1 protein-coding gene is annotated in these 835 nt (G+C 41.3%); it reads left to right on the top strand.

The features are described from left to right. Nucleotides 1-16: 16 nt before the first annotated feature. Nucleotides 17-835, top strand: an 819-nt coding sequence (locus RF638_RS16030; RefSeq protein WP_368842463.1) for a transposase, incomplete at its 3' end; no start/stop codon positions are given.

Raw genomic sequence — 835 nt, 5'->3', positions numbered from 1 at the left:
AAAAAGGAAAGTAACCATGCCTCCGCTCGGTGGAAAACGTTTTACACTGATTTTGTATATGCGTAAATTTCACTGTAAGGCCGATGGTCATTTCTTTACAGAGCAACAGCCCGATTGGCTCAACAAGTATGCTAGATTTTCCATTGACTGTACAAGACTAATGAACCAAGTGCACTTACAGATGTCATCAGTCTCAGCTTCCAGAATATTGTCGGATATGGGAATACATTGCTGCCCCAACACATGTATCAATCATCTCAAGAATATAAAACTAGCTTCAGATAGGACGGCAACCAACATTGGTATAGACGATTTTGCTAAAAGGAAAGGCTATTCGTATGGTAGTGCCATCGTCAATCATGACACTGGTCAAGTGTTGGAATTGATTGATTCTAGAGACTCCGAAAAGGTCGCTGAAGTCCTGAGCCTCTATCATCATGTGTCCACCATCACTCGCGATAGGGGCAAGTGTTACATCAAGGCTATAAAGAAGGCTCTTCCTGCAGCAACTGTTGTCGCAGACAAATTCCATATTATGGAAAATTTGACGAAAGCACTTTTCCCACAAGTCCAAAGCCGCTTCTTGCATGAAAGAAAACGTTTGTTGGACAAAAGTGAAATTGGTCCCAAACCTCCAGTCTTAGATCAATCCTGGGTGCTACAAGGTATTTATGCATCTTTGGACTCAATGAGTAAAGACGTGGAAAAAGCTAAAACATTGGCTAAGCGGAAGTTGTGTCTTCAAATGCATGTAAATCAAGAGCTCTCTATAAAGGATATCCATGACAAAACAGGCTATAGCAGTTGCGAGATTAAGAAACTGCTAGATGCAACT

Source organism: Kocuria sp. CPCC 205235, assembly GCF_040980905.1.
Classification (GTDB): Bacteria; Actinomycetota; Actinomycetes; order Actinomycetales; family Micrococcaceae; genus Kocuria; species Kocuria carniphila.
Note: the sequence above shows the minus strand (reverse complement) of the source record. Positions and strands in the feature narration are given on the sequence as shown.